Annotated in this window: 21 protein-coding genes; 12 read left to right on the forward strand and 9 right to left on the reverse strand. The window is 46.7% G+C overall.

The window, feature by feature from the left end; translation table 11 throughout:
- Positions 1-81 precede the first annotated feature (81 nt).
- The 7 genes from IDJ77_RS13820 to IDJ77_RS13850 all read right to left on the reverse strand — a co-directional run bounded on the left by IDJ77_RS13820 (position 82) and on the right by IDJ77_RS13850 (position 8,738).
- Complete coding sequence (locus tag IDJ77_RS13820) at positions 82-1,347, reverse strand: O-antigen ligase family protein (RefSeq protein ID WP_191189550.1); 1,266 nt, start codon at positions 1,345-1,347, stop codon at positions 82-84.
- Positions 1,307-2,440, reverse strand: coding sequence for a DUF1972 domain-containing protein (locus IDJ77_RS13825; RefSeq protein ID WP_191189551.1), 1,134 nt, complete (start codon positions 2,438-2,440; stop codon positions 1,307-1,309). The genes IDJ77_RS13820 and IDJ77_RS13825 overlap by 41 nt, the downstream gene beginning before the upstream one ends.
- The gene (locus IDJ77_RS13830) at positions 2,437-3,513 is read right to left on the reverse strand and encodes a glycosyltransferase family 4 protein (RefSeq protein WP_191189552.1); all 1,077 of its coding nucleotides are present in this window, start codon (positions 3,511-3,513) and stop codon (positions 2,437-2,439) included. Before IDJ77_RS13830 ends, IDJ77_RS13825 begins: the two co-directional genes overlap by 4 nt.
- Complete coding sequence (locus IDJ77_RS13835) at positions 3,513-4,463, reverse strand: glycosyltransferase family 2 protein (protein ID WP_191189553.1); 951 nt, start codon at positions 4,461-4,463, stop codon at positions 3,513-3,515. Before IDJ77_RS13835 ends, IDJ77_RS13830 begins: the two co-directional genes overlap by 1 nt.
- Positions 4,456-6,111 carry a hypothetical protein gene (locus IDJ77_RS13840; protein WP_191189554.1) on the reverse strand — a complete coding sequence of 552 codons (1,656 nt, stop codon included), beginning with the start codon at positions 6,109-6,111 and terminating at the stop codon, positions 4,456-4,458. Before IDJ77_RS13840 ends, IDJ77_RS13835 begins: the two co-directional genes overlap by 8 nt.
- A gap of 399 nt (positions 6,112-6,510) precedes the next feature.
- Entirely contained in the window at positions 6,511-7,926 is a 1,416-nt protein-coding gene (locus IDJ77_RS13845) for an oligosaccharide flippase family protein (RefSeq protein ID WP_191189555.1), read from the reverse strand.
- Positions 7,927-7,931: 5 nt separating this feature from the next.
- Positions 7,932-8,738 carry a glycosyltransferase family 2 protein gene (locus tag IDJ77_RS13850; protein WP_191189556.1) on the reverse strand — a complete coding sequence of 269 codons (807 nt, stop codon included), beginning with the start codon at positions 8,736-8,738 and terminating at the stop codon, positions 7,932-7,934.
- A 278-nt stretch (positions 8,739-9,016) separates the two neighbouring features.
- Here IDJ77_RS13850 and IDJ77_RS13855 point away from each other — a divergent pair, with 278 nt between their 5' ends.
- The 6 genes from IDJ77_RS13855 (at position 9,017) to IDJ77_RS13880 (ending at position 13,905) form a co-directional block, all read left to right on the forward strand.
- The gene (locus IDJ77_RS13855; RefSeq protein ID WP_191189557.1) at positions 9,017-9,658 is read left to right on the forward strand and encodes an RNA polymerase sigma factor; all 642 of its coding nucleotides are present in this window, start codon (positions 9,017-9,019) and stop codon (positions 9,656-9,658) included.
- Positions 9,655-10,929 (forward strand): hypothetical protein, encoded by a 1,275-nt coding sequence (locus IDJ77_RS13860; RefSeq protein ID WP_191189558.1) that lies wholly within the window; start codon positions 9,655-9,657, stop codon positions 10,927-10,929. The genes IDJ77_RS13855 and IDJ77_RS13860 overlap by 4 nt, the downstream gene beginning before the upstream one ends.
- A gap of 1 nt (position 10,930) precedes the next feature.
- Positions 10,931-11,482 carry a YceI family protein gene (locus IDJ77_RS13865; protein ID WP_191189559.1) on the forward strand — a complete coding sequence of 184 codons (552 nt, stop codon included), beginning with the start codon at positions 10,931-10,933 and terminating at the stop codon, positions 11,480-11,482.
- 21 nt (positions 11,483-11,503) lie between these two features.
- Entirely contained in the window at positions 11,504-12,448 is a 945-nt protein-coding gene (locus tag IDJ77_RS13870; protein WP_191189560.1) for a DUF5777 family beta-barrel protein, read from the forward strand.
- Between the two features lie 154 nt (positions 12,449-12,602).
- The gene (locus IDJ77_RS13875) at positions 12,603-13,028 is read left to right on the forward strand and encodes a QcrA and Rieske domain-containing protein (protein ID WP_191189561.1); all 426 of its coding nucleotides are present in this window, start codon (positions 12,603-12,605) and stop codon (positions 13,026-13,028) included.
- Positions 13,029-13,266: 238 nt separating this feature from the next.
- Complete coding sequence (locus IDJ77_RS13880; RefSeq protein WP_191189562.1) at positions 13,267-13,905, forward strand: START domain-containing protein; 639 nt, start codon at positions 13,267-13,269, stop codon at positions 13,903-13,905.
- Between the two features lie 4 nt (positions 13,906-13,909).
- On the opposite strand, the gene IDJ77_RS13885 is transcribed toward IDJ77_RS13880, so the two are convergent.
- Both IDJ77_RS13885 and IDJ77_RS13890 read right to left on the reverse strand, forming a co-directional pair.
- On the reverse strand, positions 13,910-14,116 hold the full coding sequence (locus tag IDJ77_RS13885; protein ID WP_191189563.1) for a hypothetical protein: 207 nt from the start codon (positions 14,114-14,116) through the stop codon (positions 13,910-13,912).
- 82 nt (positions 14,117-14,198) lie between these two features.
- Complete coding sequence (locus IDJ77_RS13890) at positions 14,199-15,305, reverse strand: sensor histidine kinase (RefSeq protein ID WP_191189564.1); 1,107 nt, start codon at positions 15,303-15,305, stop codon at positions 14,199-14,201.
- 159 nt (positions 15,306-15,464) lie between these two features.
- On the opposite strand from IDJ77_RS13890, the gene IDJ77_RS13895 reads away from it, so the two are divergent.
- From IDJ77_RS13895 to IDJ77_RS13920, 6 genes are all read left to right on the forward strand, one after another.
- The gene (locus IDJ77_RS13895; RefSeq protein WP_191189565.1) at positions 15,465-16,175 is read left to right on the forward strand and encodes a LytR/AlgR family response regulator transcription factor; all 711 of its coding nucleotides are present in this window, start codon (positions 15,465-15,467) and stop codon (positions 16,173-16,175) included.
- Positions 16,176-16,459: 284 nt separating this feature from the next.
- A complete protein-coding gene (locus IDJ77_RS13900) occupies positions 16,460-19,288 on the forward strand; it encodes a TonB-dependent receptor domain-containing protein (protein WP_191189566.1) in 2,829 nt (942 codons plus the stop codon).
- Positions 19,288-20,070, forward strand: coding sequence for a DUF4249 family protein (locus IDJ77_RS13905; RefSeq protein ID WP_191189567.1), 783 nt, complete (start codon positions 19,288-19,290; stop codon positions 20,068-20,070). The genes IDJ77_RS13900 and IDJ77_RS13905 overlap by 1 nt, the downstream gene beginning before the upstream one ends.
- A 236-nt stretch (positions 20,071-20,306) precedes the next feature.
- Complete coding sequence (locus tag IDJ77_RS13910) at positions 20,307-21,077, forward strand: SDR family NAD(P)-dependent oxidoreductase (protein ID WP_191189568.1); 771 nt, start codon at positions 20,307-20,309, stop codon at positions 21,075-21,077.
- Between the two features lie 157 nt (positions 21,078-21,234).
- Complete coding sequence (locus tag IDJ77_RS13915; protein ID WP_191189569.1) at positions 21,235-23,736, forward strand: TonB-dependent receptor; 2,502 nt, start codon at positions 21,235-21,237, stop codon at positions 23,734-23,736.
- Between the two features lie 71 nt (positions 23,737-23,807).
- Positions 23,808-24,800, forward strand: coding sequence for an FAD:protein FMN transferase (locus tag IDJ77_RS13920; protein ID WP_191189570.1), 993 nt, complete (start codon positions 23,808-23,810; stop codon positions 24,798-24,800).
- The last annotated feature ends 5 nt before the right edge of the window (positions 24,801-24,805 follow it).

Raw genomic sequence — 24,805 nt, forward strand, 5'->3', positions numbered from 1 at the left:
GGCTTTAGCCGGTATCGTATCTGCTATTGTATATAATGATGACGGCGTAAAAGCCTGTTTGGTTGCCTGTTTTTAAACTATTTATGCGGTAACAACTGCTGTTTTATCCCTGCCGGAGAAGATGAACAGCGAAAAGAAAACGCTGTAAAAGAATATGCCTTTATCTACATCTAAAAAATTCTCGGAGCAGGAAACGGTTGCAATGATCACCATAAAAGCAAACAACAGAACGTCCCTCCTGAATACCGCTTTCCGAAAACCGAAGTAAAGTGTGCCCAGGTAAACCAGCAGGCCGATGGTACCTGTTTTGATGAAAAAACTGATGAATTGGTTATGGGCGTTCAAGCCTGCCAGGTACGAGCGGTAGAACCTGGCCTCGAAAAAACGCTCCTTCAGCAGCCCAATTTCCGAGCCGGAGCCATGGCCGATAACGGGCGACTGTACCGCCAGTTTCCAGGCAACCTGCCAGCGCGCCAGTCGAGGGTCGAAAAGTTCTTCAGCTTTGGCTTTGCCGAGGTCGGTTTTCAGGTCGGTAATATAGCGTTCCTTCAAATTATCCATCCGGTAGATGCCGGTGATGATAAGGACCGAAAGCGAAAGCGTTACGGCGGTATATTTTATCCGTCCGGCGCCCTTCAATAAAAAAATCGGAATGGCGATATTAATGATAACCAGCAGCGAAACAAATACCGATTTAGAGCCCAGCTGAATAATACCGGCCGCCAATATCGCGCAGCAAAACCAGCATAACGCTTTATAGCGGGCGGTTTCGGCTTTTAACAGTTCTGTTATTAAAAACACCAGGGCTATGGCCATCTGCATGGAAAAGAAAGTGGCGTGGATCTCCAGCGGCCCCGAAAAATTATGGTTGGTAAAATCCGCAGAAAACAGGGCGGACAATGGGAAATGGTAAAACCGGATGGTCCTTAATGCTTGCAGATAAAGTAAAAGAATAGCTACCGTACTGCTTATTGCAAACACCAAAAGCAGGTTGTTGCGGTACTTTTTAATGTCGATAGGGTTGAGGCAAAACACCAGCGGGAACAGCAAAATAGTGATCTGCTTGGCCCATTCGTTAAAGGCCTCGGGTTTGTTTATGCTGTATAGTGTACCCGCAACCGTAACAAAAAACACCGATGCCAGCACGATGTTGGTTATGGTAAGCATTGGTTTTATCTCTGCCTTCCGCAGGTTTATTAGCGTGTGAAGAATGTAGCTGATCAGGATCAAATGGCTGTAAAACCTGTCGTACGGCAGGCTGATGAGCAGCAGCATTAAATGGTAATAGCTGATCTGGTTGGCCAGGCTATCTGCTGCCGGGAACAATTTTTTCAATTTGGCGGGCATAGTGGCATTCCATTATAAATTCTTCGTACTCGTCTATTATCTTTTCCCAGTTAAACTGGTATTGTATTTTGTGGAGGTTGTTTTTTACCATCGTTTTTTCGGTATCGTGGCGCTGCACATTCTCCACCAGGTTGCGCACCTCGGCGGCATTGTTAAAATAAAAAGCATCAGAACTCAGTACCGATTTATTGAAAGGGTTATCGTGCGCCGCGATGAGTGCCTCGCTGGCCATCGCCTCTAAAAGCGAAGGATTAGTGCCGCCAACGCTGTGCCCGTGGAAATACAAATAAGAGTTATTTTGCAACGACCGCACCGCCGTATTATCAAATATTGATCCTTTAAACTGGATGCGCTCATCGTTCTTAAACTTATGGGTGATGAATTTGCCAAAGCGGTTGCCGGTATCGCCCAGCACCTTAAAGTTTTTACGCGATGTACTGTTATTAAAGCCCTCTAAAATGCTTTCGATATTATTCTCGGGCTCCATGCGGGCCATCAACAAAAAGTAATCTTCTTTTTGTGCCTCGCTTTTATCAAACTGCTCGCGCTCCTGCTCAGAGAATAAGTCGGCACCGTAGGGGATGTAGCGGCTATCGATATGGTATTTATCTTTTAGGTAGCCTTTAATTACCCGCGAATCGGCAATGTAATACTGGCTGTGTTTTACCGCCAGTTTTTCTGCATATTTTAAAAAGCGCTGCACGGGTTTAGCGTATTTGGATCGTTTCCACTCCAGCCCATCCATATTGGTAATGATGGCGCTATCCTTTGGGTACAACTTCCCCCAAACCGAACTGCTGGTATAACCCATCAGTAAAACCACATCGAACTTTCGTTTGCGGGCATCGGCCAGGCAATTAAAATCATAGGCGAACTGGCCGGCGGTGCCTATTAAATATTCGGGGTCGTAACAGTGTACAATATCTACGCCGTTCCAGTTATTGGCGGTGTAGGGGTGGTTGTGCGAGTTATAAACCGTAACCGAATGCCCCTTTCTCACCAGCCCTTCTGATACATATTCGGAGATATGCTCAAAGCCGCCGTAATGATTGGGGATGCCGCGCGTGCCTAAAATGCCAATTCGTAGTTTCATGCTGAGTATGCTAATTGATATGCTTTGTATGTTTGTATGGCTGCCTGTTGCCAGGTGAATTGTTTTAATATTTTGCGGCGAAAACCTTCGTCGAAATTCGCCTCGCTTGCTTTTTGCACCGCGGCCAGGATGCTTTGCGGCTGGCCGGGGTCGCAGTAAAAGGCATCATCTGCAAAATATTCGCGGGTATCGCCTTTATCGGTTATTACAATGTTGCAACCCATGGCGGCCGCCTCTATGGAGCTTAGCCCGGTGGTTTCGAACCAACTGGGTAGGATATGTACTTTTGCCCGGCCGTAATAATCCACCAGTTCGTGCTGCGGCAGGTGGTTTATAAAGCGGATATTATCTGCCGCTATAGCCTTGCACCGGTTGTAATACGCCAATTGGTTTGGCGCGTGCGAACCGATCAGCATCAGCGTAAAGCCGGTATTATTTAGTGCTTTAATAAGGTTCAGCTGGTTTTTAATACCCTCTATTCGTGCCACGCAAAGCACCAGGTTTTTATTTTTGCTCAGTTCCTTATCGCAGGTAAAAAGCTTTGGATCGATACCATTGGTAACCACCTGGAATTTTGCGCTGCAGGTATATTGGGCAATAATGCGATGATACTCCGACAGGGAGTTGGGCAGTATCAGCGCCGCCTTTCGCAATACTTTTTCGATGCTTTTACGCTGCCCCATCCATAGGTAGCTCTTCCCCGAGAGATGGTCCTTACCGAGCAGCCAGCGGCCAACGGTTTTAATGTAATCGATACTGTTTGCCGGCAGGAAACCCATCAGCGCCCTTAAGCCTTTGGCCTCGTACTTATCGTACTCGCTGTAATTGCACAGGATGGTTGATACCACGAAAGGTTTGTTAGCTCTTTGACTGTGGTACAGGATATCCGCCGGGCGGGTAAGGTTAAAAAAGTGCAGCAGGTCGAAATCCTCGTAGCGGATGGTCTCGCAGGATAATTTTATTTCTACTGCCACGCCTATCTCCGCCAAATGGCGGGCAGTTTGCAACACCTGTACCGTGTCGCCACCGGGGGCGGTATATAAGGTCGACCGTGTGATAAACGCTACTCTCATTATTTTGCCAGGTTTAGGTGCAGCCAGTTTATCAATCGCTCGGGCAGGTAGCTTATGGTGTAAAGCAGGTAATTATCCAGTCGTAAAGGTTGCAGCGCAATAGCTTTAACCATATTGCGCCGTGCACGCTGCGGCTGGTAATTGTTCAGCAAAAATTTTTTACCGCACAGGGCATAGTAGGCCCCCTGCTTGTTTTTTGGCGAGTATTGGGTGCTGCCTATCGCATGTAATTCTTTCCCTTCGGATGCCGTAATGCGCTGGGTTTTGAGCGAAGTATACTTTATCAACCGGAATTTGCGCGTATGCCATTTCTCATCAATAGTAACCGATTCGGGGTTGAGGCGTACTTTTATCAGCGACTGCTGCAGATTGCAGGCCATTTCTGTTTTAAGCAGGTTGGCCCATAAAAAATGATCTTCAAAAGTATAGGCGTGCTCGTTATACCCGCCGGCGTTAACAATAACATCCTTTTTGTAAAGCACACAGGAATGGATCATGGGGCAAACGCTTACATCTAACTGTTTAATTTCATCATAGCTGTAACCGGCCAATTGATGTTTGAACAGAAATTCACCTTCGGTATTAATATAATCCGCCTCGGAGCCAATGATGCTGTATTCGGGATGGCTGCTGATAAAATCGTACTGCACCTGCAGCCGGGTGGGGTAGCAAATATCATCGGCATCAAAACGGGCGATGTAAGGCGCACGTGCATATTTTAACCCGGTGTTAAGGGCCGCAGCCACGCCTTTGTTAGCCTGGTGGATCACCACGATGCGGGCATCGTTGAACGAACTGATGATATCCAGCGTATCATCAGTAGAGCCATCATTTACGATCATCAGCTCAAAATCGCCAAACGTTTGCCCCAATACCGAACTGATGGCCTCATGAATATATTTACCGGCATTATAGGCCGGCATTAAAACGGTGATCTTTGGCTCAGGCATGGGTAAGCTCTCCTTTCTGTTCGGCAGTTTCCTTTATATTGAGGAACAGCAACAGCTCAAAAAACACCATGATGGATAATTGCTCAAACCAGTAATCGACAAACAGCACCGCCATCAACAGCAATAAAATGGGCAGCCCGTAAGTAAGCTTGCGGTAATGCCTGGCGAAAAACCACAGGTAATAGATAAAGAATAGAACTAAGCCAATGAGGCCGTATTCGGCTAATAGCTGGTCGTAAACCGAGAAAGGGCTGTTGGTTAGCGAATGCAGCCCGGTTTGCTTGCTAAAAAAATCGAGGTACACATCCAGGTGGTTCTCTAAAAAATCGTGATTGATGTAGGCGTATTGATGCGGGTAGCCGCCCGCTATACCCAGCCCGGTTGCCCGGAAGGCCAGCTTGGACGAGAAATTCCCCATGCCATCGCCGGTAAGTATTTTGGCCGGGTGCTGTACCAGGAATTTGGCCGTTTGTAAAACGCTGATGGCTTTGCCCGGCAACGTGGGTACCCGGATGGTTTTGGCAGAAATGGGCAACGCCGTATCATGCGTGTTGATAAACCGGATAAGGGGCTGCTGGGCCGCTTGCGGTACTTTAATGCTTTGGTATTTGGCCGAGTGGATATTGGCCTGCGGCAACAATATACGCCCGTCATCATTACGGATGACCTCTTTTTTTACAACGGGCAACTTGCCTTTGGTGTCTTTTAAATACTCGGCACTGCTCAGGCTATCCAGGTACAGTTTGGCGAATTTCTCCTTCCGTTCTTCCGGGTTAAGTTCCGAATCGGGGCGTAGGGTTAAGGGTATTGCTACCGTTTGCGAAACAGTACGGCGCGCCGGTTTTTCAAGGGTGTTCTTGATGGTTTCGGCAACATAGGTATTGTTTTGCGGCGATACCTTCACCATAAAAGTAACCAGCAACATAAGGCAGATAACCACCAGGCTTTTCTGCATGCGGGTGCTCCTGAAAATGAACAGCAAGGCGAGGACCAGTAATAAAACAATATTGATAAAGTTGCTGCCTGTTAAAAGCAGGGTAGCCATGCAGGCTATCAGCATCAGTGGTTTTTGGCGCACCAAAAAATAGATAACGCCCATAGCATTAATGGCGGCATTGGTAGTGCTGGTATCAAAGGTTACGCCCTTGATATAGTCGCCCGTTCCGATGAAATATTTTTGATAGTTGCCCTGATAGGTATAGGGGTTAAGGGCATGCGTTTCGATGATGATGCGGAGCAAATTAATAGCCGATACGCCTGCATTGATAGCAAAAAAAAGGAGGAGCGTGTTGTGCAGTACTTCGGCGCTTTGCTTTTCTACCGAGAGCTTTATCTGGTGGATAGCCAGGATGCACAGCAGCCAAAAAAACAGCCCCGTTGCAAAAACGATAAGGTAATTGATGTTTTGATACCCTTTGCCGATGAACAGGCCAACAAACGATAAAGGAATAATAAGCAGGTAGAATAATGGCAGCCGCGAATTTTTTAAGCTGAAGCCAAACTTAAAATCGAACTGTAAGAGGTAGATAAGCGCTATGGCAGGGATCTTTATTGCCAGCTTTACATTTAAAAACAGCAGGAGCAAGGCAAGCAGTTTCCAGTCTGCATAACTCTTCCATTTTTTGATGTTGATGGGGCTTATGGCCATTGCGTATTATAGTTTAGCTGAGTTGGGGAGCAAACGGCAGCGGCCGTTTATCCAGAAAGAATTATAATTCGTCCGGGTTAATTCTCTAAAAACATTACGCTTTGGAATTTGGAATGGTTGCCTGTGGGGAGAGATGGTTGAGGATATTTATATTGGAATATCGTGGATATTTCTAGGTCGCGATTTTACTCACCCTGAATGCGCTCCGCTGTTCGACCCTCTCTGCTTCGCAAAGAAGGTGAAGAAAAAAGAAAACTTTTCTATTGGGCAAAGAAGGGGGACTTCACTTCCTCACCCTCTTTACCGCAGGTAGAGAGGGTCGACAAGCGAAGCGATGTCGGGGTGAGTAAAATCTGCGAGCGATCAGAAACGAATTTTAAAGTCTCGAACACCAAAAATTTATGCCGAAAAAGCTGCCGCCACGGTTTCCTTGTCGCTAAGTTTTAGCTGGCGGGTTAAGTAAAGGAGGATAACATAAATTGCTGCGCCCAGCGCTAATGCCAGCCAGCAATTAACTGCGCAAAATTTCATGGCCGCACCACTTGCCAAAGCACAAGCCGTACACAGCGCCAGGTTTTGCCAAATGGTATTTAGCGGTTTAATGCGATTATGGCTTAAATAAAATACTGCCTGTACCAGGTACGATGCCAGGAATCCGGCGGCTGCACCCTCGTTGCCAAAAATGGGTATCAGTACAACATCCAGCCCGGCGTTTACCAAAAACGTAATGATGAACCCTTTCAATATCAACTTCATTTCGCCTTTGGCAAAAAAGATGGTCCACAAAAAATTATTGAGGTACAGGAAGGGGATGCAAAGCGAAAGGATGAATACGGTGCCGGCATTAACAGCGCCGTATTTGCCGCCGGTGATCGCATCCACAACTGGCGACCAGAGGATGTTAAGCGCCAGCCCGGTAAAAGCGGCGATGCCCATTTCGGCACGTACCAGGTTTTGAAGGGGCGCGATATCCACCGCATCCTGCTTAAACATTTTGGTGAATTTGGGTATCAGTAGCGGCGCTATGGCCAGCAACGGGAGTGTGCTCATCTCAAAAACCTTATAAGCAAAGCTGTATTCGGCCAGTTTTATCGCCGATGCCATAAAACCGATAAACACCCAATCGAACCTCGCCATGGCAGAAGTGAGGATATTAACCCCGGTTTGCGGCAACGCCTCGCGAAGCAAGGCAGCATATTTAGCCCTGTGCCACAAAACATTAAAAGAGATCTTAGTGCCGCGACTGAAAATCACCCCGGTGATCAGTAGCTCCAGCACATCTCCGGCTACAAAAATAATAACGGCGTTTTGCAATGAAATAACGTGTATAATAGCCAGCACTAATAAAGCCACGCTTCGTATTAGGTTAGATACCACGAGCATGCTACCCAGCATTTTAAAACGTTCCAGCCCGCTGGCGGCTTGTTTAAATGGGGTGGAAAAGTAGATCATCAGCTTTCCCGCGCCGACCAGTAAAAGCAGCGGGTAAACGCCGTTAGTTTGGCTGATGAATAAGCTGCCCAGCAGCAAAGCGCCGTAAAACAGCAAACCGGTTAGCAATACATGGAAAAGGTAAAGCGAGAGCACCTCCCGGGTATCTTCGCCTGAAGCGATCTTGCGGATAGAGACCTGGTCGATACCTAATGAGAGCAGGTTAAAGGCCATCATCAGGATAGCCAGCGCGAGGTTCAGTTGGCCGAAGCTGTTTTTATCGAGCCCGGTAGAGAGCAGGTAAAAAATAACCAGTCCGGCCAGTTGATTAATAACCAGCTGCAGGGTATTTGCCGAAAGATTTTGAAATAATTTGCTTTTCAAAACGATCAATATTCAACCACCAGTTTTTTGGGTGCCGGTAACTTACCCGAAGGTAGGTATTTGCCTTCTTCAAAAAGCTTTAAGTAATGATATTTAAGCCGGGTGTTCTTATAAAGCATCAGGGCGATATCCATTCCTTCCAGCCCGTCTAAAAAACCCAGGCGGAAAAGGTAGCTAACAAGAAAGCCAAACACAGGGGAAAAGTAGAGTTTAAAAAAGGTAGACTTTTTGCCCGCGTTTAAATATTTAATCGCACTTAATCGAGCGTAATGCATCGCTTTTTTATCGCACTCTTTTATATTTTGTACCGAGTAATGGTGCAGATAGCCGCCTACCTTTTTTACTGTTGTGCCGGGCGGCAGCAGTAAAGTTTCGTGCACCTCCGTTTCCGACCATCTTACCCGGGTGCGGTTAAAAAGGCGGCGGTGGTGGTCGCGGCCCCAGGTGCCGTATTTAATTAGCTTATCCCCAAAGTACGATCGGAATTGGATATCGTACACCACATCAGGGTTATCAAATGTTAAGCCGTGCAGGGTGTTAATGAGTTGTACATCGGCTATCTCATCGGCATCTATGCTCAATATCCATTCGTACCGGGCAAGCGCAACGCCTTTATTTTTATTGGCACCGTAGCCATCCCAGCTTTTATGGTAAACGCGGCAGCCGTAAGCTTCGGCAATTTTTAGGGTACCATCGGTGCTGCCATTATCTACCACTACGATATCATCGCTGATAAAGCTTGCCATTTTAAGGCATCTGCCCAATATAGCCGCTTCGTTTTTGGTAATAATTACGATGGAAACCGGTATCATTTATGGATATTGTATGATGAATAATAGGGTGTAACCCGCCTTTTAATTGTGGCTGGTTATATACTATATCGTTTACAATGGGGCAGGGGTTGCCTACTGGTAAAGGCACAGGAGAAATAAATATTGAACGATTTTGCTTCAAGAATTTAAATGCTTTAAAATCAAATGTTTAAACAACGCTAAAATATTTTTTAAATAAACAGGCAACCTTTAAACCTGCAATTACGTGATGTAGAAAGATAAGGTTAAATTTATAGGCATATAGTTTAATAACCCGCATGGGCGACGAAGAGTTACATCAACTGATACGAGGCTGTGTAAAGCAGGACAGGAAATGTCAGAAAATGCTGTATAAGGCATTTTATGGCTTTTCTATGGGCATTTGCCTGCGCTATGCCAACAACCGGGATGAGGCTGCCGAGGTAATGAACCAGGGTTTTTACAAGGTTTATACGCATATAGACAGGTTTGATACAACGCGGCCTTTTAAAGCATGGCTGGGCCGTATTATGATGAATGTTTCTATCGATTACTATCGCGCCAACCTTAAAATGGCGTATACCGACGATCTGGACAAGGCCGAGCATTTAACAGATGGCGAACTGGTAGACCGTAACTTAAACTATGAAGACCTGCTGCGTATGGTGCAGCAATTGCCGCAGGCCTATCGTACCGTGTTTAACCTTTTTGCGATAGATGGGTACTCGCACGAGGAGATAGGCGATATGCTGAACATCAGCCCGGGTACATCAAAATCGAATTTGCACAAAGCACGACAAAAATTAAAAACAATGATATTAAAAGCAGACGATGCTGGCAACAACCAAAACTATAACCGGGGAATGGATTACAACCCCATTGTAGCGATATGCGGCAGCGATATCAAAAACGCTTTTTTTAATAACGGTATCCGGAAATGAAAGAGGGGGAGGAGAAAATAGATAACATATTTAAAAAGCGCCTGGACGACCCGGCGAACAACCTCGCTTACAACGAGGATGATTGGGATGCCCTTGAACAAATGCTGGATAAAGGCAAAAAACGCCCCATTATTGCCTACTGGCTGCCAATAATAAGCGGCATAGCCGCCCTGTTGTTATTATTTATAGGCTGGTGGTTATTTAAAGCCGACCAGGCAGCGGTTAAACCAACCCAGCAAGTTGTAGTTAAACAGGTGCCACATAATGTAAACAGCGATACCAGCGGCAATAATAAGCCACAGGCACCTGTAGTGGCTCCTGCAAATAATATAGCGGTCACCCCGGCAACATCAGATAAAAAGCAGGGAGGTAATTATCTGCCAAAGAGAAAGGCAGAGGCCGAAAGAGGAACTACCTCAACCGAAAATGCAGGGGCTACCATACTGGCCGCAAGCGGGATAAACACACCGCAGAAGAATAATACGGTTGTAGCACCCGTGCAGAAGGATACCGTACCACCGGCGAAAGCGGATATGGTTGCCATACAGAAGGATACCACATCGCCTGCTAAAATCGGCGCTGCTGCAGATGCGGGGCAAACCGCAGTGGCACAGGTACAACCCGCCAAAGCACCCGCGAAGGTAAAAGTAAAGGCAGGTTCTTTTGGTGCCAACCGCCCGCAATATGCCTTAAGCGTAATTGCCTCTTCGGATATCAACGGGGTTAACTCCTTTCAGCAGAGCAAGGTGGGCAGCAATTTTGGGGCGATGTTTTCGGTAAGCATTAAGAAATGGACGATCACTACGGGGGCAACTTATTCTGTTAAACCGTATGCAACTACGTTTGCCAATTACACTACCGGCTACCAGTTCAAGCAGGACCCAACAAACGTTGTCGCCGATTGCCGCATGCTGGATATCCCGCTCAACATTGGTTACCAGGTTTATCAGAAAGGTAAAAACAAGTTTTCGCTGGGTACGGGGCTGTCATCGTACTTTATGCTGCACGAGAATTATAAATATACTTACAGTTCGGCATATCCTAACGGGCCGGCAAACTATGTTGTTGCCAACCCGCAAAACTATTTATTCAGCAACCTTAATTTAAACGCAACGTTCGAGCACCGGGTAAATTCAAAATTCAGTTTAAGTGTACAGCCGTACATGAAACTGCCGCTGAAACCGGTGGGGTATAGCCAGGTAAACCTGCATACCGCGGGGGTAGCCGTTGGCTTCAACTGGAACATAAATTCAATCACCAAACCAAAGTAACATGAAGTACATCTGTATTATTTTACTTGCCTGGTTAAGCATCAAAAACCAGGCAGGGCAGGATTTCTATGCCTGTAAAAACGCGAAGATCAGTTTATTCTCGAGCGCCCCCTTGGAAGATATCCAGGCCTCGAGCGGCAGTGGCACATCGGTTTACAACCCTGCCACCGGCGACCTTGCCTTTAGCGTGGGTATCCGCTCGTTCCAGTTCCCAAAATCGTTGATGCAGGAGCATTTTAACGAGAATTATATGGAGAGCGATAAGTATCCCAAAGCCACCTTTAAAGGAAAGATAAAGGAACCTGTGGACATCACCAAAAACGGCAGCTACCCGGTAAACGTAACCGGCGAACTGAACGTTCATGGCGTTACGCAAACCCGCACTATCACCGGCACGGTGGTGGTGAACAACGGCACGGTAAGCATGACATCAGAGTTTATGGTGAAATGTGCCGATCATAAGATCGACATCCCCACACTGGTATTCAAGAAGATTGCCGAGAGTATCAAAATGAACGTATCGGCAACTTATACGGCGGTAAAAAGCAGCTAAAACCCTATAACAATTTATATCATGAAGAAGCTAATATCCCTTGCAGCCTGCGCTGTAATTAGTACCGCCGTATGGGCGCAAACCAAGCCCGCGGAAAGTAAGACCGCGGCCGATTCCCTGCTCAACAGCATGGACAGCACCCCCAAGGCCGAGCCGGTTATCGCCACCTTTAAATCCACCCGGTTAATTTTAGGTGCTACTACCGAAACCGTTAAAAAGAATAACCTCAACTTTTTGGTGATCCACCGCTTCGGCGATATCGGCGGTTCGGAAGGTGGGGGTAAAACGCTACTTGGGCTTGATAACTCCAGTGATATCTATATCGGTTTTGAATATGGTGTTAGCGATAACCTGGATATTGATTTTGGCCGCAGCAAATTCGCGCAGCAGGTAGATCTGGGGCTTAAATACGCCATAGTACACCAAACATCAGATAACGCCACGCCATTTGCCGTAACGCTTTTAGGCAAGGCAGGCATAAAAGCCTATCATGCCGACCAGGGCGAGTTCCCAACTTTTGCGGATAGGTTTGCCTACGTGGCGCAGGCCATCATCGCCCGTAAATTCTCATCCAACTTTTCCCTGCAGTTAACGCCAACCTATGTGCGCAATAATTCACCCTTTCCGTTTTTGGCGGGGAACGAGCGCAGCTTTTTTGCCATGGGCATAGCGGGCCGCTTAAAGGTTACCAAGCGGATGGGCATAGTGGTGGATTACGCACACCCCTTCTCTTCGTTCCGCAGCAACGCAACCGGGGATAACGCCTTTTACGACCCGCTGGGTATAGGTATTGAGATTGAAACCGGTGGGCACGTGTTCACCATCGTGTTCAGCAATGCCAAAGCGATAACCGAAACCAGCTACCTCAGCGCCAGCCAAAGCGATTGGGGCAAGGGGCAGTTCCGCTTAGGTTTTACTATTTCGAGAATGTTCAGCTTCAATAAAAAAGCAAAAAAAGCTTATTAACAAAGCTTTTAAAATAGTCGCGTTTTGTCGCTTGCATATTTGAATCACCCCTCCCCACAGCAGAGAGGGGCAGGGGGTGAGTCAACTCGGCAGGAGGACATTTACGCATTGTTTAAGACACTGATTTTTATTAACCCTACAAAAATACAACAACATGGAAAGACATGAATTTTTAGCGAAGCTGGGCATTGGCCTGGCGGCAGTTTGCACGGGATGCAGTTTGGTATCTTGCGGCAGTAACCCCAAAAACGAAGACCCCACGCCGGGCAGCGATGGCAATATATTTACCACCAACCTGAATACCGAGCTGCTTAACATTGGCGATGCCAAGGTATCTAACGGTGTAATTTTAGCCCGTACCGCGGCAGGTAACACCGCGGATGCATTTTCTGCCGTACAGGTGGCCTGCACGCACGAAGGCACCTTTATCAATTATAACCAGGCCGGGGGGATCTACATTTGTCCGCTGCATGGCAGCCGTTTCAGTAAAGAAGGTTCTGTGTTGCAGGGGCCGGCAGTAAACTCCCTCAAAAAATACAATGTGGTGATCTCCGGCACCAATTTAAACGTGCGGGCATAAATTAAGAATGTTAATTGTGATGTGGTGAGGGCAGCCTACCCCTTGTTTGGGTAGGCTGTTTTATTAGCGCGCATCCATAAGTAAACGCTATGAAATTTAATGGTATGGACACTTGATGCAGTATGGTTCCGGCTCCATTACGGGCGATTTACCTGTAAATTGTCATAATTGTATCAGGAATAATACATCAGCTTAATAATTTCTATTTTGCGGCGTTTAGCAGTATTAAAGTTTATCCATGTACAAAAAGTTACTTTTATTTTTATTCATTTTTAAAATATCTACCACTTCCGCCCAATATAAATGGTCACCCAAAACAGATAAGGATGGGATAAAGGTTTTTACCAGTTTGGTGCCCGGCTCAAAATTTAAAGCCATAAAAGTGGAGGCCGATCTGGATGCCACCGCTGCACAATTGGTAAAAGTGCTGCTGGATGTAAAAGGCTGTACCGAGTGGGTTTCTCATACCAAGCTTTGTACCCTGCTAAAACAGGTATCGCCATCAGAATTGTATTATTATTCGGAGATAGATGTACCCTGGCCCGCCACCAACCGCGATTTTGTTGCCCACCTCATTGTTCACCAAAACCCCGAAACAAAAGTGGTAACAGTAGATGGCCCTGCCGTACCGGGTTTTGTACCGGTGAAGGACGATATCGTGAGAATAACTGCCTCCAAAGGCGAATGGATCATCACACCGCTCCAGAAAGATAAGATAAAAGTAGTGTACACCCTGCAGGTAGATCCCGGAGGGAACATCCCCGCCTGGCTCATCAACATGCTTGCCGCAGAGGGCCCCACCAGGAGTTTCCAGGGATTAAAAAAGCAGCTGAAAAAACCGGAGTATGCCCAGGGGGTAGGTTTTATAAAGGATTAGATGTTTAAGCTTTTGGCTTTAAATTGGCCTTAAGCATTACCCGGCCTTTTTTGGTTAAAGTACAGGCCGGCGATCTTTCTTTTTCCGCGCCTTTGGCAACCTCTATCAGGTTGTATAATCTTAGGTCTTGCAGGTCATCCTTGCTTATATTTATCGCCATGCCCTTCTCGGAAATTACTTTTAGTGCGGCAACAACTTCATCGTGTTTCATGGTGTTATATTTAACGGTAAAGATATCACAATATAAAACAAGAAAGGTTCGTTTTGGCAGTGCTTTTAGCTAAAATAAGCGCTTAATCCAGTTCTATATTCAATTCCGCAGAGAATAGGGTGCCTGTGTTGGTGGTAATTAACTGGTGTTTGTTGGGGTAAAGTATATCCAGCCTGCGCTTTACATTTTTTAGTCCGATGCCCTCGCCGGGGCGGGATGCATTGTCGTGTTGCTGGATATCGTTAACAATGCTGAAGTATAATCTACGCCCGCATGCTGGTATTTTCAAAGCGATGTGAATAGTGGTTTGACCCAGTGTATCCGTGCCGTGTTTAAAAGCATTTTCTACCAGCGCGATAAGCAGCATAGGGCCGATATGGTAGGAAGAGTAGTCGCCTGCCATATCGGCTTCAACCTTTAATTCGCTGCCAAATCGCAGCAATTGCAGTTCGATATAGCTATTCAGGTAAGCTATTTCCTTATCCAGCGGTACCCGGTTGTCGTCGCTTTCGTACAGCATGTAACGCATCAGATGCGATAGGTTCATGATGGCGGGTTCCACCTGGTCGGATTTTTTGCGGGCGAGCGAGGTGAGGTTATTGAGCACATTGAACAAAAAATGCGGGTTTATCTGCGAACGTAAAAAGTTGAGTTCGGTGCGCAGGTGCACGGTTTCCCTTTCCTTTAGCAGTTGCTGCCGGGCATTGTTATCCAGTATTATGCGGTAACAAAAGCTGCATAGCAGTGCGATAAATGGTGAAAGGATAGGCATGAATATGCCCGGCCCTCTGCCCATTGGCGACCCAAATGACCGCTGACCGTGGTTTGTTTCGCCAGGCCGGTAGGGGACGGAATCGTGCCAGTCGCGCGGAAAGCTACCTGCCGGGGGGCGTGGAGGATTTCCTCTAAAAAACCACCAGTATAGCCAGTAGCAAGCCAGTAAAGCAGTTAGCGATGTTAGATAAATTAACCATCCGCGTTTTTGCAATAGGGGGTAAAGCAGGTAAGTATGAATGTAAAACAGCGCCAGTAGTATGATATTGGAGGTAACAATATTGGTTATAAAGCGATGATGCATCCACTCGGGGATGTTGGGCGGCGAGCTTACAAACGGCAGCACCAATAACAGGAACCACACCAATGCCGGTAGCAAATTGTACACCCAGGGTTTATAGCTTGGCTTGTTCATGTGGCAAAAGAGGTTTAAAATGCAATAATGTGCAAAAATACTCGACCAATGGCCTTAATGACGAGACCAAACGCGTTAAATAATGTTAAAAAAATAATAATGTGTGCCACATGATGTTTCTTTGAATAGTGGAAGCCCCTAATGCTTGCCCGGGTAGATATGCGGTGTATAATTATTGATGATGAGCCACTTGCGCTTGAACTTTTAGCAGATAATATAAAACAGGTGCCACGCCTGCAATTGGTAGCCAGTTGCCGCTCGGCAGCACAGGCTATGCAGGTTTTACATGCCGAGCCGGTCGACCTGGTATTCTGCGATATACAAATGCCGGGCATTAGCGGGTTGCAATTTGTAAAAAGCCTTGCCCAAAAGCCCATGGTGATATTTATAACCGCCTACCATGAATTTGCCGTGGACGGCTTTGAGCTGGACGTGGTAGATTACCTGCTAAAACCCGTGCCCCTGGAGCGATTTCTAAAAGCCTGTAATAAGGCACTCCATTTGCACGATATCGAAAATAAACCTGCTGCAATTGCGCCGGAGCCCAGCCGCGACCACCTTTTCGTTTATGCCGATTACAACCTCATCAGGATAAATCATGGCGAGATAACTTATATAGAAGGGCTGAAAGATTACGTAAAACTGCACCGCAACGGAATTGCCAAACCGGTATTATCGCGGATAACCATAAAGGCATTGGAGGAACAGCTGCCTGCGCACCAGTTCTTCCGTACGCATAAATCATACATCGTTAACCTGGGTTACGTACAATCGGTACGCAAGGGCCGTATTAAGCTGGAGGATGCCGAAGTGCCTTACACCGATAATTACCGCGAAGTTATCAGCCGGATGACGGGGAAGACTATTTAAAATAAAAATATTCGAGGCGTGGCGCAAATGTCCGCGTCGCGAGTTGACTCACCCCCAATCCCTCTCTCCTTCGGAAAGAGGGGAGTTTTCGTTTTTTTCTTTTTCTTCACCCTCTTTGCGGAGCAGAGAGGGGCGACCAGCGTAGCGAAGTCGGGGTGAGTCCCTCGTCCGGCGATAAGAACTACTGCACATATAGTGCGTTGGTCTATACATAAGTAGCCTTCATCTCTTTTATTTGATAGCCCGTTTCTCATCATCCAAATTAGCGGCATCATGCTAATTTGATGGATAGAAAACTACGTTACACATTCCTGTTTATTTTGCTGAGCGGGGTTGCTTACGGGCAGCAAAGCACACGTGAGAAACTTAAAAAAATACGGGTAGATCACTTTTTTACCTGTACGCTCGATCAGTTGATGGATACCCTCGCTGCGGCGTACGATATCCCCATTGTTTTTGAGCGCGATTCGCTGATGCAGATGGATATTACCGAGCACTTTTTTGATGAACCATTGGGGAAAGTTTTAAAATTTGCCTGTAAGGCCAACGGGCTGCAATACTGGATAGAGAACGATGGTACCCTCTACATTCTGCAAAATCCGGATGACCTGCCCCGCCTCAAAAAACGCTACGAGCTTAACCAAACCGCCCGGAGCTTTAAGCCGGTAATATTGCCTCCACCTGCCGACCCACCCAAACATTTTATGTTTGCTTTAACCGGGCACGTTACCGATCAAAAAACGGGCGAATCGCTGCCAGGTGCCAGTGTGCGCATCCGTGGAACCGACCTGAGTGCCCTCACCAACACCAGCGGTAATTTTACCATCCTTAATATCCCTTCGGATACCTCGGTAGTGGATGTGTCATTCATTGGGTACCAGCCGGATATATTTCGTTTGGATAGTAACAGCGTGAAGGGCAACATCAGCTTTTCGCTCTACCCATCGTTAAATTCGCTGAGCCAGGTGGTAATTACCGGCCGCAAAAAAGGCGTGCTGAATACCGATAGCAAAAAAGTGAGCGTAATACAGCTTACTCCCGCGTTACTTGATAAATTGCCCAACATTGGCGAAAAGGATATCATGCGCTCCTTTCAGCTGATGCCGGGTGTTGCGGCTACCAACGAATCATCATCGGGCATCTATGTACGCGGCGGCACGCCGGACCAGAACCTGGTTACGTTTGATGGCTTCACCATTTACCAGGTAGATCACTTGTACGGTTTTTTCAGTGCCTTTAACAGTAATGCCGTGCGCGATGTGGAACTGTACAAAGGCGGCTTTTCATCCAAATACGGTGGCCGGCTCTCCAGCGTTACCGAGGTGCGTGGCAAGGATGGCAATAAAAAGGAAGCCAATATTGGAGGCGATATCAGCCTGCTAAGTACCAATGTTTATGCCGAAACACCTGTTGGCTCAAATGCCTCTGCGTTAATAGCTATCAGGCGTTCGTACCAGGGACCGTTGTATAATAAGCTGTTTGGGCAATTTAACTCCAGCGCCGCCAATACTGGTGGTGGTGCTATCCGGGGCGGCCCTGGTGGTGGTGGCGGTGGTTTTGGCGGTGGTGGTTTTAATAATCAAACCACACCATCATCGTACTTTTACGATCTGAATACCAAGTTCACCTACGCACCATCTACTAAAAATACTTTTAGCTGGAGCCTTTACACAGGTGCTGACAGGTTGGATAATAGCCGCGAGATGACCCTGCCATCATTCCTCACTTCATCGGGCGGTACGCTAAATATTGCCGATGATACGCATTATGGCAACTTAGGTACCAGTGTGAAATGGAACACTACGCCAAGCCAAAAGCTGTTCGGTAGTACGGTGCTGAGCTATTCCAGCTTCTTTAGTGACCGCGACCGTGGTACCACCGGTACCATAACCGATAGTGCGACTACCACAACCATCAATAACGGGATATTGGAGAACAACCGTTTAAAAGATGCGGGCATAAAATCTGACTGGGAGTGGAACGCGGCATCAAAACTAAAATTGCTGTTTGGTGGCTTTAACTCCAATGTTAAAATAGATTACACCTACACCCAAAACGACACTACAACGCTCATCAATCAGCATAACTCTGGCTCAACCACGGGTGCTTATACCGAGCTGGAGTATGAGCCGAATGGCAGGTGGCATATTCAGCCGGGTTTCCGTACCACTTACTTTTCGCCAACCAACAAGCTTTATTACGAGCCAAGGTTATCCGCCATTTATCACCTTACCGATCATATTAACCTGAAAGGTGCCACAGGCAGGTTTTACCAGTTTACCGACCGTGTAATACGCGAAGACGTAGCCGGGGGCGACCGTAATTTTTGGGTGCTGGCTAATAACAGCAACATCCCGGTAGGGGTATCAGACCACTTTATTTTCGGCACCAGCTACGAAACTGATAAGCTATTATTTGATGTAGAAGGTTATTACAAAAGGCTGAATGGGCTTACTGAGTATTCTATCCGTCAGCTTGGCGGCGGCGCAACGGGTGGTGGTCCAATGGGTGGTGGTGCCCCAATGGGCGGTGGCGGGGCAGCTGCAACCACAACCATTACCGAAAATTTTTATAATGGCAGCGGCTATGCAAAAGGGATAGAATTTCTGTTGCAAAAGAAAACAGGCATTTACACCGGCTGGCTAAGCTATACGCTTGCCGAGGCTAAGAATAAGTTTGATGCTTACGGCAGCAGCTATTTTTCGGCCGCGCAGGATATCAGGCACGAGTTTAAATCGGTAAACATGTACCACCTGCAGCGCTGGAGCTTTGCGGCCACGTTTATATTCAGCACAGGGCACCCGTATACCGCGCCTGCCGGGGTTTATAACATCAACACGCTGGATGGTAATAAAATAAGCTACCTATCGGTAAGCGAAAAAAATGGTGAGCGTTTACCGGCCTACCACAGGCTGGATCTTTCTGCCACCTACGATCTGCTTAAAACCGATGCCACCAAAATAGGCAGTATTAGCTTTTCGCTGTTCAACGTGTATAACCACCGCAACACCTGGTACAACGAGTATTATATCCGCGGCAACCAGGTGGTTACCACAACAGTGAAGTACCTGGGCCTAACCCCCAACATCACCCTTAGCCTAAAACTAAAATAATGGTAAAAAGAATTCTATATAGCCTGTTTTTTATAAGCACTATACTTTCATCCTGTAAAAAGGATGGCACCACCACCGTAGCCGAGCGGCCCGTAGTGATCAGCTACCTGCTGATAGGGCACCCGGTTAAAGTGAATGTGTATGAGCAAAAAGCCTTTAGCGATACCGCGGCTTATGGCCCGCGTATAGGCGGTTTAGCGTTAGCACTATCTGACGGGACGCAAACCGTACAACTCACCGAAACCACAACCGGCAATTACACTTATGTCGATTCCACTTTTTTGCAAACCGGCAAAACGTACACCTTGCAATTCACCTATAAAAACACGGTGATAACGGCCAGTAGTTTAATGCCGGCCTTTACTTCGGGCTACGCGGCATCCCGTACCAAATTTGCCATAAGGGTGGGCGTAACACCTGCCGAATCGGATTCAACCGCGGTTAGGTTTAGCTGGAATAACCCCGATTCGTTGTATCATGTACTGGTGTTTAAGTATGACGAAGCCAACACCTACGCCAATGGAAGCGGTAACTTTCCCTCGAATTTTACCGTCAATGCCAAAATGGCTGATTATTATGATGTGCCGTACAGGCCGTTCAGGTACGCCGGGGGGTACAGCGCCATATTGTATACTGTAAATAAGGAGTACAGCGATATCCTCACCACCAATACCAACACCAATTCGCAGCAACTGAATAATCCACCCGGGAATATTACAAACGGCTATGGCATATTTGCCGCGATGCAGGCAGATACCATCAGAATGAGCCTGACGAATTAAGCGCGTATCTTTTGTTAGGTTAAATAGTCCAGGCAATATTACCGGGCAGGGGAAACCTGTGCCCGGTTTTTTTGCGCCCCTCAGTTTAAAAAAATGGCCCGCCTTACGCTTTTTTACAACCCGTTTGATACATTTGATAAAAGGTTAATCTGCAATGAAGCCGGATAACCTGTAGCCTTAGCCAGCACACAGCAATGAACTGGCGGAGCAAAACCTAAGAAGCTTAATTATACATCATGAGTTTTAAAAATAAAGTAGCCATTGTAACGGGGGCGGGCCAGGGCATTGGGTTTGAAATTTGCAGCATGCTGGTAGAAAAAGGTGCTAAGGTTATCCTGAACGATATTGATCCGGCGCTTGCCGTTAAAGCCGCAGCACTGATCGGTCAAAGCAAGGGCAATAATTGCCACCCAATGCCGGGCGATTGCAGCGATGTAGGCTTTATTAATGAAATGGTTAACACGGCGGTTACCATGTATGGCAGTTTGGATATTGTGATAGCAAACGCGGGGATAACGCTGTATGGCGATTTCCTCACCTATTCGGAAGAAGCCTTTTCAAAAGTAATGAACGTGAATTTGGCAGGTACTTTCTTCCTGACGCAGGCTGCTGCAAAACAAATGAAACTGCAGGGTACGGGAGGGTCAATTTTATTCATGTCATCTGCAGTGGGGCACCAGGCTCTTAAAAGTTTGGCCGCCTACGCCATGACCAAGGCCGCATTAGAAATGCTGGCTAAAAACCTGGTTATTGAGTTGTCGCAATACAAAATAAACGTAAACACAGTTGCGCCGGGTGCCACCGTAACAGAACGTACCATGCAGGAACCCGATTACGAACGCATCTGGGCAAGCATCACACCCATGGGTCGCCCCAACTCTGTTTCGGACATTGCTAACACGGTTTTGTTTTTAGTATCCGACGAAGCCAGGCAAATTACTGGCCAAAATCTGCTGGTAGATGGTGGATGGACGGCTGTAAGTATTCTCCCCGACGGACTAAAATAATCCCGGGCCCGTACCTTTATTTCCTGAAACCAATTGTTTAAAATTCCAGGCATTTCCCGCCTTGAAAGCTATTTAAAATTATTCTAAATAAGATTGTGAAATTTAAGTGAAGTTTTTATTTTTGCGGCTGATTAGAATTAATCTAAATAAAAACAGCATGAAAAAACTTTATCCGATTCTACTGCTTATACTCTCGATCAACCTATATGCGCCGCTACTTCTCGCACAATCTAAAACCGGAAATGTTGCGGGTACAGTAAAAACCAGTGATGGCAAACCCGCTGCTTACGTAAGTGTAGGCCTTGCGGGTACTAATAAAGGCACCACAGCAGATGAAGACGGTAAATACGAACTTAAAAATATTAAACCCGGCAGCTACACCCTCAAAGTTTCGTTTGTCGGCTTAAAAACACAGGAAAGCCCCGTAACCGTAACCGCGGGTAACACCAGCCGCTTGAATTTTAACTTAACCGAGAGTGCGTCTCAGCTTACCGAAGTTGTTATTACCGGCTCGCAAACACTCAACAAACCGGTGTCCTTAGGTAAAGCTAATATCCGCCCGCTTGATCTGCCGCAAAGTACCGGCGTTATCAGCAGCACGGTTATTGCCGATCAGCAAGCGGTTCGCCTGGGCGATGTGCTTAAGAACGTAAGCGGTGTTTCGCTTACACAAACACGTAACGGCGTAGCCGAAACTTTTTCGGCCCGTGGCTACAGTATTGGTGTGGCCGGTTCTGGTGGCAGCATCTTTAAAAACGGCATTATATCCAATACACAGGGTTTCCCTGATGCCAGTACCCTCGAGTCGATAGAAGTGCTTAAAGGCAGTTCTGCGTTGCTGTACGGTAACGTATCTGGCGGGGTGGTGATCAATATGGTTACCAAAAAACCAAGGTTCGACTGGGGCGGATCGGTTTCCATGCTGCTTGGTAGTTACAACCAATACAAGCCAACTTTGGATATCTATGGCCCTATCACCAAAAACCTGGCCTTCCGTGTGGTGGGTACCCATGAAGATGCCAACAGCTACCGCGATGTAGTGAATACGCACCGTACTTATATCAACCCATCATTACTTTACAAAATAGGCCAAAAAACCGATGTGCTTTTTCAGTTTGATTACTTGAAATCAGATTTGGTGCCCGATGCCGGCGTTGGCATACCCAACAATCGTATCACCGTAACCGAAGTACCGAACGAGCCGCGTAACCGTTTTATTTACCCTAACTGGGCCTATAACAACACAAAACAAACCGCCGGTTATTTAACGGTGAACCATAAATTCAACGATAACTGGAAACTGAACGCTATTGGCGCTATACAAAATACCCGTGTAAACGGCTTTGGGGTGGGCGTACCTACTACCATTGCCGCAAACGGCGATTGGAACCGGGCACTTAGCGCGGTAAAATCCGGTGAAAAAGATTACTCTGCCCAATTAAATTTAAACGGAAGCTTCAAAACGGGCCGTTTTCAGCACCAGTTGCTGTTCGGAACAGATTTTACCCGCATTGTAACCGAGGGTAACACCTTTAAATATACCTCGGCTGCCGGTGTTATAGGTACCGCTTACGATAAGATCAATATCTACGATCCGGCGACGTTTAACGTGCGTAACGATATTCCTTCTATTACTGATACAGCGCGCACTATTACACCGCAGAACCGTGCCGGCATTTATATCCAGGATCTGATCAGCTTAACCAGTAAATTTAAAGTATTGGCCGGTGTACGCTGGTCGTACCAAAAGGCTATCCAGTCTACCATATTTAACTACGATAAGCAGTTAGAAAGAAGAGGCACTGCCGCGGATAAAACCGACAAGGCTTTCTCTCCTAAAGTGGCTTTAATTTACCAGCCGCAACAAACTACTTCGGTTTACGCCAGCTATACCAACAATTTCACCATCAATACAGGCACGGATATTTTTGGCAATAACCTTAAACCATCATACATCAACCAATATGAGTTGGGTATGAAGAACGAGTTCCTGAACGGCCGTTTATCAGCCAATGTAAGCCTTTACCGCATTCAAAACAGTAACCTGGCCCAAACCGCATTGGTTGATCAGAATGGTAACCCGAACACCAACACCAACGTTAGGCAGCTAAACGGCGAAACCACCAGCGATGGCTTTGAGGTAGACGTTAACGGAGCATTGTCTAAAAACTTTTACTTTATTGCGGGTTATGGTTATAACTTTATGCGCTATACCAACACCACGGGTGCCCGGGGTTCACAGGTTGAAGGCGAGCGCCTGATCAACAACCCTGCACATACTGCCAATGGTTCTATATTTTATACATTTGACAAGGGTAGCATAAAAGGCTTTAAATTAGGCGCTTCTGCTTTCTATACCGGTAAGAGAATGGGCGGCAACAACAATACGGTTGGTTACGATCCTGGTGAACTTAACAGTACTGTTACAAGAAACCCAACAACGGGTGTGGATGTTAAATCATCATCATACAACGCTTTACTACCACTAAAAGGCTTTGCAACCGTCGATCTTTCTGCGGGTTACAGCTTTAAGCACGTATCAGTACTGGCTAAAGTTTCCAATATCTTCGATACCATGAATTATATCGTACATGATCGTTACAGCCTTAACCCTATCCCGCCGCGCATGTTCGCAGCAACGTTAGGATACAAATTCTAAAAACACAACTAACCTATATTTAATTAAACCGGGTACTTTATTGCCCGGTTTTTTTGCGAATTTTAAATTTTATGAAGAGAGTCCTCCTCGTTGTTTTTATGTTATCGGCATTTACTGCCAATGCACAGGTATTGCGTAACCGGGTAACCAAGTTGATGGGCAGCCGCTGGCAAATAAGCATCTTAGCTAAAGATTCCATTACCGCTGAGCAGAACATCGACACCGTAATAGCCGAGGTTAGTCGCATCGAATACCTGATATCCGACTGGAAACCCCAAACACAGGTATCGCAGGTGAATGCCAACGCAGGCATCCGCCCGGTTAAAGTAGATAAAGAGGTGTTTGAGCTAACCAAACGGGCGCTTCAGTTATCGCGCATCACCGGTGGCGCCTTTGATATCAGCTTTGCGGCGATGGATAGGATATGGAAGTTTGATGGCTCCATGACGGCTATGCCCACACCTGAGGCTATTGAAAGATCGGTAGAGAAGGTAGGCTATAAAAACATTATACTGGATAGCGTAAACTCCACTATATATTTAAGGTTGAAAGGAATGAAGATAGGCTTTGGTGCCCTTGGAGAAGGTTATGCTGCCGACAAGTGCCGTGAAATGATGCTTTCGAGCGGGATTAAGGCCGGAATTGTAAATGGATCGGGTGATATGAGCACCTGGGGCAAACAACCCAATGGCCGCGACTGGACAATAGGCGTAACCAACCCCTTTAAAGAAGATACCATTATCGCCGTGGTGCCGTTGAGGCAGGGATCAGTAGTAACATCCGGCAGTTATGAAAAATTTGTGGTGTTTAACGGCAAGCGTTACGCGCACATTATTAACCCCGCCACCGGTTACCCGGCCACCGGGTTGTGCAGTGTGACGATATTTGGCCCCAGCGCCGAAAAGGCCAACGGTTTCAGCACATCTATGATGGTTCTGGGCAGGGAAGCGGCCTTAAAATTCATTAAAAAATTCCCGGCATACCGGTATATTATTATTACAGATACCGGCCGGATCTTTTCATCGCCCGGGCTTCATCTTAAAAAGCTCCGGCTGAACAAGTAACGCGT

It is taken from the genome of Mucilaginibacter pankratovii (assembly GCF_014773265.1).
Classification (GTDB): Bacteria; Bacteroidota; Bacteroidia; order Sphingobacteriales; family Sphingobacteriaceae; genus Mucilaginibacter; species Mucilaginibacter pankratovii.

Bases quoted from the DNA above. Each gene is read 5' to 3' on its own strand.
- IDJ77_RS13820 (WP_191189550.1), bottom strand. From the start codon at position 1,347: ATGCCCGCCAAATTGAAAAAATTGTTCCCGGCAGCAGATAGCCTGGCC.
- IDJ77_RS13825 (WP_191189551.1), bottom strand. From the start codon at position 2,440: ATGAAACTACGAATTGGCATTTTAGGCACGCGCGGCATCCCCAATCAT.
- IDJ77_RS13830 (WP_191189552.1), bottom strand. From the start codon at position 3,513: ATGAGAGTAGCGTTTATCACACGGTCGACCTTATATACCGCCCCCGGT.
- IDJ77_RS13835 (WP_191189553.1), bottom strand. From the start codon at position 4,463: ATGCCTGAGCCAAAGATCACCGTTTTAATGCCGGCCTATAATGCCGGT.
- IDJ77_RS13840 (WP_191189554.1), bottom strand. From the start codon at position 6,111: ATGGCCATAAGCCCCATCAACATCAAAAAATGGAAGAGTTATGCAGAC.
- IDJ77_RS13850 (WP_191189556.1), bottom strand. From the start codon at position 8,738: ATGATACCGGTTTCCATCGTAATTATTACCAAAAACGAAGCGGCTATA.
- IDJ77_RS13855 (WP_191189557.1), top strand. From the start codon at position 9,017: ATGGGCGACGAAGAGTTACATCAACTGATACGAGGCTGTGTAAAGCAG.
- IDJ77_RS13860 (WP_191189558.1), top strand. From the start codon at position 9,655: ATGAAAGAGGGGGAGGAGAAAATAGATAACATATTTAAAAAGCGCCTG.
- IDJ77_RS13865 (WP_191189559.1), top strand. From the start codon at position 10,931: ATGAAGTACATCTGTATTATTTTACTTGCCTGGTTAAGCATCAAAAAC.
- IDJ77_RS13870 (WP_191189560.1), top strand. From the start codon at position 11,504: ATGAAGAAGCTAATATCCCTTGCAGCCTGCGCTGTAATTAGTACCGCC.
- IDJ77_RS13875 (WP_191189561.1), top strand. From the start codon at position 12,603: ATGGAAAGACATGAATTTTTAGCGAAGCTGGGCATTGGCCTGGCGGCA.
- IDJ77_RS13880 (WP_191189562.1), top strand. From the start codon at position 13,267: ATGTACAAAAAGTTACTTTTATTTTTATTCATTTTTAAAATATCTACC.
- IDJ77_RS13885 (WP_191189563.1), bottom strand. From the start codon at position 14,116: ATGAAACACGATGAAGTTGTTGCCGCACTAAAAGTAATTTCCGAGAAG.
- IDJ77_RS13890 (WP_191189564.1), bottom strand. From the start codon at position 15,305: ATGAACAAGCCAAGCTATAAACCCTGGGTGTACAATTTGCTACCGGCA.
- IDJ77_RS13895 (WP_191189565.1), top strand. From the start codon at position 15,465: ATGCGGTGTATAATTATTGATGATGAGCCACTTGCGCTTGAACTTTTA.
- IDJ77_RS13900 (WP_191189566.1), top strand. From the start codon at position 16,460: ATGGATAGAAAACTACGTTACACATTCCTGTTTATTTTGCTGAGCGGG.
- IDJ77_RS13905 (WP_191189567.1), top strand. From the start codon at position 19,288: ATGGTAAAAAGAATTCTATATAGCCTGTTTTTTATAAGCACTATACTT.
- IDJ77_RS13910 (WP_191189568.1), top strand. From the start codon at position 20,307: ATGAGTTTTAAAAATAAAGTAGCCATTGTAACGGGGGCGGGCCAGGGC.
- IDJ77_RS13915 (WP_191189569.1), top strand. From the start codon at position 21,235: ATGAAAAAACTTTATCCGATTCTACTGCTTATACTCTCGATCAACCTA.
- IDJ77_RS13920 (WP_191189570.1), top strand. From the start codon at position 23,808: ATGAAGAGAGTCCTCCTCGTTGTTTTTATGTTATCGGCATTTACTGCC.